A 9,662-nucleotide genomic window follows, 5' to 3' on the forward strand; every position below is an offset into this window, starting at 1 on the left:
GGTCCTCCCGATCGCGTGACCCGCGGGGCGGGCGAAGAGGCGGACGACCGCACCGTTGGTCCTGACCCTCGCGGGGGCCGCACAGGTGTGGCCCCCGCTCGGCCCCCGCCGCACCGGCGGGGGCGTACGCCCGCGGTCACTCCGGGACGGTCACCACGTCCATCAGCCGCACGGCGGCGTCCAGGGTCTCCTCTACCTCGCGGACCGAGCCGCCGCCCGCGATCACGTGGCCGAGCCGGTCGTAGGCGTCGCGCGGCGGCCGGACCGCACGGCCCGGGGACCCGGTGGTCACCACACGTTCGACTCCGGGCACCCGCTCCGCCTCCGCGGTTCCCGTGATGGCCACGAGGCGTCCCGCCCGCCGCGCGGTCAGGAACCTGATGCCCGTGTGCCGGGTCCGGTCCGGGAGCAGCCGGACGGGGTAGCCGGCCGCGGCCCGCACCTGCTGCTCCAGAAGGTCGATCCCGGTCGCCGCGCGCACGAGTTCGGGGATCATGCCGCCGGCGAGCCTGCCGTTGATCTCGATGACCGCGGGACCCGTGTCCGTCATCCTGATCTCGACGTGTGCAGGACCCCGGTCGAAGCCCACGGCCTTGAGCGCCTGGCGGGCGGCCTCGGCGAGTTCGCCGGAGGCGGCCTCCGGCAGCTCGGCGGGGAAGACATGGCCGGTCTCGACGAAGTACGGCAGCGCGCTGACGGTGCGCTGGGTCACCCCTACGCAGGTCGCCTCCCCGTGGTCGCAGAACATCTCCACGCTGTATTCGGGCCCGCGGGCGTACTCCTCCACCAGGACCTTGCGGGCGGTGGCCTGTCCGCGGACGTTCTCGGTGACGGCCAGGACGCGTGCGGCGTGCTCCGCGGCCGTGGCGGCGTCGGCGCACCACAGCACGTCCTGGGACCCCGATCCGCCCACGGGCTTGACCACGCACGGCAGACCTACGGAGGCGACGGCGCCGGCGATGTCGGCGCGGTCGCCGATCACTTCGAACGCCGGCTGCGGCACTCCCGCGTCCCTCAGCGCCACGCGGGTCAGCGACTTGTCGCGGCAGACCGTCATCGTCTCCGGGGCGTGACCCGGCAGGCCGAGCGCGGCGGCCAGCCGTGCGGTGTGTTCCAGATAGAAGTCACTGGTCGTGGTGAGCCCCGCGACGGTCCGCTCCCCGGTCGCCTCCCGAACCGCCCGGAGGACGTCCGCGTCGCTCTCGGTGTCGCAGGTGACCGTCCGGCAGCCGGTGCCGTCGAGGCCGGCGTAGCGCGCCGGGTCCTTGGCCAGCAGGACCGGCTCGAAGCCGAGCCGCACCGCGGTGCGCAGCGCGAGCATGCCGGTCCCTGTCGTGTTCGACTCCAGAAAGGCCAGGACGGGGCGGTTCCCGCGCGGGATCGAGGCGAACGACCAACGGGTGACCGTCGTGCCGTAGGGGACCTCGGCAGGCCGGGCGGCGACGGGGCCGGCGGGCCGGTGGCGGTAGACGCTGTCGACGTAGCGGTCGCCGCGGTCCGGCAGGATTCCCACCAGGCGGGTGCCGGGCGACGCCTCGGCGGCGAGGTGGGTCAGGATCCGGTACACCGACCCGGAGGTGTTCCCGGCGAATATCTGCTGTTCCCGGGCGAGTTGCCGGGTGGCGTCGAATGCCTCGTCGTCCGAGAGCCAGTGCACCTCGTCGAGGAGGCGGTAGTCGATGTTGTCCGGGTACAGGCTGTTGCCCAGTCCGCTCTGTTTGCGGGCCGGTACGTCGGGCTGGCCGAAGAGCATGCTGCCGACGCAGTCGACACCGACCACCTTCAGGTCGGGCAGCCGCTCCAGCAGCGCCGCCGAGGTGCCGCACAGGGAGCCGCCGCTGCCGACGGAGCCGACCACGACGTCCGCCGTTCCCAGGTCGTCGATCAGTTCGCCGGCCAGCGTGCGGTACGCGGCCGGGTTCTGCGGGTTGTTGTACTGCTGGGGCCAGTAGGCGCCGGGCATGCCGCTCATCAGCTCCGCGAGCCGCTCCAGCCGGGCGCCCTGCCACCCCTGCCCGGTCATCGCCTCCACCACGTGGACCACGCACCCGAGGGCCTCCAGTTTGGCGAGGGTGATCGGGTCTATGCGGGGGTCCGTGACGATGTGTACGGCGTGCCCCAGGTAGGTGCCGACGAGAGCGATTCCCAGCGCCATCGTGCCGGAGGAGCTCTCCACGATGGGTGCGCCTTCCGCGAGCGCACCGGACCGGCGGGCTTCGAGGATCATCTGCCGGGCGACGCGGTCCTTCATGGCGTAGGGGTTCAGCAGCTCCAGCTTGGCGTAGACCTCGACCCCCTCGGCGGCGTCCACCCGCAGCCGTACGACCGGGGTGTTGCCTATCGCGTCGACGACGGTGTCACAACGCATGCGCGCTCCCTGGTGACGTGAACGAACGGAAGACGGTGGTGGTGCCGGGCAGCCGCGAGCATGCCGCCGAGGCGGCGAGCAGCTTGTGCCGGTGGTCGGGGTCGGCGGCGTCGAGCAGGAGGCCGAGCATGGTGCCGCTGTGGGTGCAGACCACGCCCAGAGCGCCGGTCTCGTCGCGGGCCCTGATCATGGCGTCGAGGTTCCGTTTGGGAGCCAGCCGCTGGCTGAGGACCGCGCTGCGTGTGGCGATCGCGCCCACCCGGGCGAGGTCACCCTGCTCGACGGCCGTGGCGAGGTCCCGCACCAGGCGCTCGTACTCGTGCTTCTGGGCGGCCGTGCGGCGGTGGCGGCGCTGGTTGAAGGCCACCGTGTCGAGGTGACCGCCCTCGTCGACGGCCACCACCGTGGCCGGGGGCAGAGTGCCGAGCGACGCGCGCAGCCGGACCGTCCGGTGTTCGAACACCACGATGCCCGGGTGCATCACCCCGTCCGTGGGCTCGATCGGGCGCAGCCAGCCCTCGACGGCAGCGGGCGAGGTGTCCACGCCGAGCACCGCCCCCACGGCCCTGACCGTGGCGACCAGGTCGGCGGAGGAACTGGAGAGCCCCTTCCCCACGGCCAGGCCGCTGTCGAGGACCAGCGAGCCGCCGCCGGCCCCTTGGGCGTCGAGCATGGCTCGTGCCACGCGCAGCGACTTGGTCTTGTGGGAGGGGAAGACGCTCAGCGGGCCGTCGCGGTCGTACCGGAACCACGCCCGGGTGCCGCGGGTGATCGGGAACGTGACGAGGAAGTCGACCCCGTCGGAGAACACCCCTTGCAGCAGTTCGCCGAAGGTTCCGCGGGCGGTGCCGACGCCCTCGCGCAGGTCCACGCCCGGCCGGCGGGTGACCAGCGCCGGCTCCCTCATGACCGCCGCTCGGCCGTCGCCAGCAGGTCGTCCCGTCGGCGGGCGGCATCGGCGGACCGCCGTTCGCGCAGCGACCACTCGTCGGTGAGCCTCGCGAGTTCGCCGTCCTGGCCGGCGAGCATCGCGCGCACCTCGTCGGGGTGGGACGAGCCGGCCGACCGCTTGGCCCGCAGTCCTTCGTCCACGTCGAAGGCGGCGACGAGGAGGGCGTCGGCGCGCGCGACCTCGTAATCCTCGTCGGCGCAGAGCGCGGCCAGCAGGGCGCCGTCCGGTTCGGCGGGCCTCAGCCCCTTCTCCAGGGCGCGCTTGATGTACCGCCCGGAGATCACCTGGGCCGTCCGCCAGGGGATGCCGCACTCCAGCGTCAGCCGGTTCGCGAGGGTGAATCCTCCCAGATACTCCCCCGCGCACGCCTCGCGCATCCGGTCCGCCGAGAAGCCCGCTCCGGCGATGACCGCCCGCGTCAGCCGCAGCACCGAGCGCATGGCGTCGAACTGGGTGCGCAGGTGGCCGCCCGCCTCCTTCGACACCTCCACGGTGTTGGTGTACGCGGTGTTGCGCTGCCCGGCGGCGAGGTCGGCCGCGCACCCGGTGACGTGGGCGCACCGGCCGCGGATGCGCTCCAGTACGGGGAAGTTGCGCTTCTGCGGCATGGCCGCCGAGATGCCCGACAGCTCGTCGGGCAGCTCCAGGAAGCCGAAGCCGCTGCCGCCCCAGGCCATCAGGTCGGTGGTGAAACGGCTCAGCGTCACCGCGTACCCGGCCAGGTCGCCGGCCATCGCCAGGGCCCAGCCGCGGGAGGCGACGGCCACCAGCGCGTGCGACTGGACGCCGGAGAAGCCGAGCAGTTCGGCCATGCGCGCGCGGTCCCAGGCGAGCTCCTGGCCGGCCATCGTGCCCGAGCCGAGCGGGCAGGCGTCGGCCTCGTCGTAGGTGTGCAGCATCCTGCGCAGCGTGACCGTGGTCTCGGCGGCGAGGGCCGCGAGGTGGAAGCCGGGGCTGATGATCTGCGCGGCCTGGGCGTGGGTGTATCCCGGCATGGGCACGTCGGCGTACCGGGCGGCGAGCGAGGTGACCGCACGGCCCAACGACAGCAGGTCGGCGGCGACGGCGGTCAGGTTCTCGCGGGCGGACATCAACTGGGCGCAGACCTGGAGGTCGTTGCGGCTGCGGTCCACGTGCCACGCGGGAAACGGCGGGACGGGGCCGGACAGGACGTGCCGCTCGACAGCGAAGGAGATGTCCGACATGTTCTCCTTCGGATCGGCGCGAACGGCGTCCGGGGTGAGCGAGTCGAGCCGGGCCCCGATTCCGGCCGCCCCCGCGGCGTCCACCAGTCCCATCCGCGCGTACTCCAGCAGCAGGACCTTCTCGATGGCCAGATAGTGTCCGAGGAGGTGCTCCACCTCGTAGGCGAACTGCGGGGCGAGCACCTCCTCGTGCCAGATGCCGCTCGGTACGCCGTCGATCCTGCCCGTCACCGCCATGTCGTCCTCCTCGGGCGCTTGCGTTCGAGTTCGGTGGCGAGACCGGCCACCGTCGGGTCGGCGAAGAACCTCCGGATGCTCAGCTCGGCGTCGTGGTCAGCCGCGAGGCGCGACAGCATGCGCAGGGCCTGCACCGAGTGACCGCCCAGGTGGAAGAAGTCGTCGTGGACGTCGGTCACCGCGGTGCCGAGGACGGCGCGCCACGCGTCGGCGACCAGCTTCGCCGTCGCGGTGCGCGGCTCGCCGCCCGTGGCCGTCCGGGCGGGGCGGGGCGCCCGGGTGTCGCCCATTCGGGGCGCGACCGGGAGAGACGGCAGGGGCATGTCCGCATCGGACAGTCCCGCGACGAGCAGCGCGAGGTAGTCGGCGAGCAGTGTGTCGGCGGTGCTCTTCTCGACGAGCGCCGCGTTGTACTCGATGCGGACCGTGTCGGCCGTGACCTCCAGCAGCAGGTCGTCCTCGCAGCCGCCGGAACCGGAGGGGGCCGCCCCCGGACCGCCGCCGGCGGGCACGTGGTTGAAGGCCAGTTGGTACAGCGGCGGCACCCCGGGCAGCCGTGGCACGGGCAGCAGTTCGACGAGGGTCTGGAAGGGGATGTCGTACCGCTCCTCGACATGGGCCGCCGCCCGTACCCGGCCGACCAGTTCGGCGAAGGCCGGAGTGCCGCTCACATCGACCCGGACCACCAGCATGTTGACGAACGTGCCGATCATCGGCAGCAGGTCGGCCTGGCGACGGCCCGTCACCGGCAGACCGACGACGATGTCCTCCTGCTCCGAGTGGCGGTGCAGCAGGGCCACGTAGGCGGCGAGGCAGAGCATGACGGGCTCGGTGCCGAGCCGCCGTGCCGAGCCCGGCAGCGACGCGGTGACCTCCGGGGGGAGGCAGGCCCGCACCTCGGCCCCCTGGAACGTCCTGGCCGCGGGCCGCGGTCGGTCGAGCGGCAGGCGGTGGACGGGTGGCAGCCCGGCCAGCCGCGTGCGCCAGTACGCGGCCAGCTCGGCGCGCCGTGGGGGCGACAGCCGGTCGCGCTCCCGCTGGGCGTAGCCGGTGTAGCTCAGGGGCAGTTCCGGCAGTTTCGGCTCCCGCCCCTGTTCGACGGCCGCGCAGATCTCGGTGAGCTCGACGTGGAGGTTGAACCGTGAGGCGGCGTCGTAGACGACGTGGTGGGCGGCGAAGACGACCGCCCATTGCGTCTCCCCGAGCGCGAGCAGCTCCGCGCGCCACAGCGGGGCCCGCTCCAGGTCGAAGGGCAGCCGCACCAGCTCCGCCCTGCGAGACCGCCGGACGTCCGCCTGCCGGGCGTCGTCCGCGCCGGTCAGGTCGGTGTGGCGCAGCTCCGGGTCGATCCGCGGGAGTACGTACTGCGTGAGCCGTCCGTCCACGATCCGCAGGGCGGTGCGCAGGGCCTCGTGGCGCCGCACCAGCAGGGCGAAGGCGCCCCGCAGGTCGGCCTCGGTCACCTCGGCGTGCACGACCAGCTCGTCCACGATCCGGTACGCCGACGCGTCGGGTGCCATCCGGTCGGCGAACCACACGCGTTCCTGTGCCGAGGACGCGGGGACGGCGCGCGGCGCGGCACCGGGGACCGGCTGCGGCTCGACGCTCGTCGCGCGCCCTGGTCCTGCCGTCATGGCGCGGGGCGGGGCGGGCGCGGCCGGAGTACGGAGCGGGCGCCGCTCACGCCTGCTCACCGCCGGTGTCCGGCCGGACGTGGCCGGGGATCCGCACCGCGTCCCCCATGACCACCACGATCTCGCGCTCTCCCTCGAACGGTTCGCGGCTGTGGGCCATCCGCAGGTTGTCGACGACGAGGACGTCCCCGCGTCGCCACGGCTCGCCGACCGTGAACCGGTCGTACACGGCGTTGACGGCCTCCACGGTGGCGCCGTCGATGGCCGTGCCGTCACCCACCGCGGTGTCGAACGGCAGGCCCTGCGGCCCGTAGACGTCGGTGAGGTACTCGCGGACGGCCGGGTCCATCGTCAGCCCGTTGAGGAAGGCGATCTGGTTGAACCATCCGGGCACGCCCGTCGTGGGATGGCGTACGACGGCGGCGCGCCGCTGCCGGGTGCGCAGCCGGTCCCCGGGCAGCCACTCGTGGCCGATGCCGGCGGCGGCGCAGTACGCGTCCACCTCGGCGCGGTCGTCGGTCCCGAACGCGTCCTGCCAGGCCATGCCCACCTCGTGGTACATGCGGGTCAGCAGCCAGCCGTGGCGCTCGAAGGGGGCGACGAGGCCGGGCGGCAGCGCCTTGAGGACCTGTTGGGAGTCCGCGACGCTGGTCCGGCCGCCCCGGTCGGGGGCCGTGAGGCAGCCGAGGACCAGGGTGCCGGGGACGTCGGCGGCGTAGCTCAGTTCATGGTGCATGCACATCGGTTCGTCCGACGGCCAGTGGCTGGAGGAGTAGAGCCCCGGGGAATGGGCGGTCCTCGGGGCGAAGCCCTCGCGTTCGGTCATCGCCGTGACCCCGAGTCCTTCCGCGACCGCGGCGACATCGGCGGCGGTGCGCACACCGAGGCCGCGCAGCAGCACGGCGCCGGACTCGGCGACGGCCGCACGGACGGCGGCGCGGTGGTCGGCGGCCCAGGCGGCGGGGCCCCGGTCGGGCCGTGCGGCGAGCACGCGGGGTACGGGCCGCGCCCCGGTGTCCGGCGCCGCGGCGGCCCTGCGGTCGAGCAGGGCGGCGACGTCCGCGACGGTGGGGGTGTCCCACAGGTCGGCGACGCTCACCCGCCGGTCCAGGGCGATCGACAGGCGGATCGCGGAGAGCGAGGTACCGCCGAGTTCGGTGAAGCGGGAGTCGCGTCCGATCCGCTCCGGCGGCACCTTGAGCACCTGTGCCCACAGGTCCGCGATCCTCCGCTCGGTCTCCGTGGTGAACTCCGTGTCCGGCACGTACGCGGTGGCGTCCCGCTGCCGCCGGGCGAGACCGGTCAGGGAGATCCTGTCGATCTTGCCGTTGCCGGACAGGGGCAGCTCGGGGGTGTGGTAGAGGCGCGGCGGGACCATGTACGCGGGCAGGGTCCTGGCGAGCGCCCTGGCGACCTGCTCCGCGTCCGGGGCGTCCGTTCCGGTGTAGTAGCCGACGAGCTGCGGCTCGGTGTCGGATCCGGCGACGACCACAGCGCCGTCCCGGACGCCGGAGACCTGGAGGAGCCGGTCCTCGACCTCGCCGATCTCGATCCTGAACCCGCTGATCTTGATCTGCGAGTCGCGCCGGCCCAGGTACTCGATCTCGCCGGTGGGCAGCCAGCGGCCGAAGTCGCCCGAGCGGTAGAGGCGCTCGGACGGCCGGTGGGGGTCGCGGCCGAAGACGGCCGCCGTGCGCTCCGGGTCGTTCACGTATCCGCGGCCCACGCAGACGCCGGCGATCACGATCTCACCCGGGAAACCCACCGGGAGGAGCTGGAGCCTCTCGTCCATGACGTAGACGCGCGCGTTGCGCACGGGGTCGCCGAGCGGCACGGAGCGGTGGGCGGGCAGGGCGCGCATGACACCGTGGTTGGAGTCGTCGCTGATCTCGGTGAGGCCGTAGCAGTTGACCAGTGGCACGGTGGGGAGGGCGTCGAACCAGCGGCGTACCAGATCCTTCTTCAGCGCCTCGCCGGTGACCGCCATGACGCGCAGACGGGGCAGCTCCCGGGGTTCCTCGGCCAGCGTGGCGAGGAGGAGTTCGAGGTACGTGGGCACCAACTGCGCCACGTGGACGCCGTGTTCGGCCAGGGCGTCGATGAACGTGCGCACGTCCATGATCACGTCCTGCTCGACGATGAGCGTCCGGCCGCCCATGAGGAGCCCGGAGACGAGCTGCCACAGCGAGATGTCGAAACACTGCGGCGCGGTCTGCGCCACCACGTCCCCCTCCTGGACGCCGAGGTCCTCGATCTTGGCGTAGAGGTGGTTGAGGAAGCCGTCGTGCTCGCACATGGCGCCCTTGGGCTCGCCGGTGGAGCCCGAGGTGAAGTAGATGTACGCGAGCTGGTCCCCCGCCACGGCGAGGTCCAGGTCGTGGCGCGGGCCGGCTCCCGCGAGAAGGTCCGCCACGTACAGGCGCCGGGTGTCCCGGCCGGCCGGCGCCGCCTCCAGCGCCTCCTCCAGCGGCGCGACGCCGTGGTCGGCGAGCACCCACACGCACTCCGCCCTGGTGAGCGTGTTCGCCATCCGCTCGGCGGGGAAGTGCGGTTCGAGGGGCAGATAGCAACCGCCCGCCTTGAAGACGGCGATGACGGCCGCGAGCCATTCCAGGGTGCGTTCCGTCACCACCGCCACGACGTCCTCGGCGCCCACCCCTTCCCGGTGCAGGGCCCAGGCGATGGCGTTGGCGTTCTCGTTCACCTCGCGGTAGGTCCAGCTCCGGCCGCCCTGGACGGCGGCCACCGCGTCGGGGTGACGGCGGGCCCGCTCCTCGAACAGCTCGTGGAAACGGCGCCCCGGCAGCGGCTTCACCGGACCGGAGCAGAAGGCGATCGTCGCCTCGGTCTCCGCCTCGGACAGCAGGCCGTGGCCGGTGTGCGGTTCGTCGGGGAACTCGGTGAGCGCGCGCAGCGCGACCCGCGCGTGGCCGGCCAGGCGCTCGGCGGGGAGGTGGGGCAGCCCGGTCGCGCTCTCCCAGGCGTCGTCGGCCTCCTTCCGCCCGCCCGGCGCGGCCACGCGCCGGATCAGGTCGCGCCAGGTGGCGTCGGGGGAAAGGACGGGTGCCCCGGTCGCGGCGGCCGCGACCTTCAGCCGGGCGGCGGCCTCGACCGTCCCGGCGCCGACGCCGCAGGCGCGGGCGAGGCCGGTGACGGCGCCGGCCGGCCCGGCGGACGGTTCCGGGGCAGGTGTGGCCCGCGCGTCGTCCGCCCCGCGAGAGGCTGTGTCCTGCATGGGGTTTCCTCCTCATCGATGACCCTGCGGC

The 9,662-nt window shown here is 73.5% G+C and carries 5 protein-coding genes; all 5 read right to left on the bottom strand.

Going from position 1 to position 9,662, the window contains the following annotated elements; genetic code table 11:
- Window positions 1-136: 136 nt before the first annotated feature.
- From OG627_RS02850 to OG627_RS02870, 5 genes are read right to left on the bottom strand one after another with little or no spacing between them, the layout of a single operon-like run.
- A complete protein-coding gene (locus OG627_RS02850; RefSeq protein ID WP_329061066.1) occupies window positions 137-2,368 on the bottom strand; it encodes a pyridoxal-phosphate dependent enzyme in 2,232 nt (743 codons plus the stop codon).
- Window positions 2,358-3,275, bottom strand: a complete 918-nt coding sequence (locus tag OG627_RS02855) for a GHMP family kinase ATP-binding protein (protein WP_329061068.1) — start codon at window positions 3,273-3,275, stop codon at window positions 2,358-2,360. Before OG627_RS02855 ends, OG627_RS02850 begins: the two co-directional genes overlap by 11 nt.
- Window positions 3,272-4,762, bottom strand: coding sequence for an argininosuccinate lyase (locus OG627_RS02860; RefSeq protein WP_329061070.1), 1,491 nt, complete (start codon window positions 4,760-4,762; stop codon window positions 3,272-3,274). Before OG627_RS02860 ends, OG627_RS02855 begins: the two co-directional genes overlap by 4 nt.
- Window positions 4,753-6,396: a condensation domain-containing protein gene (locus OG627_RS02865; protein ID WP_329061072.1), complete on the bottom strand. Its 1,644-nt coding sequence runs from the start codon at window positions 6,394-6,396 to the stop codon at window positions 4,753-4,755. The genes OG627_RS02860 and OG627_RS02865 overlap by 10 nt, the downstream gene beginning before the upstream one ends.
- A 46-nt stretch (window positions 6,397-6,442) precedes the next feature.
- On the bottom strand, window positions 6,443-9,631 hold the full coding sequence (locus OG627_RS02870) for a non-ribosomal peptide synthetase (RefSeq protein WP_329061074.1): 3,189 nt from the start codon (window positions 9,629-9,631) through the stop codon (window positions 6,443-6,445).
- Window positions 9,632-9,662 lie beyond the last annotated feature (31 nt).

Origin of the sequence: Streptomyces sp. NBC_01429, assembly GCF_036231945.1 — a bacterium.
Lineage (GTDB): Bacteria > Actinomycetota > Actinomycetes > Streptomycetales > Streptomycetaceae > Streptomyces.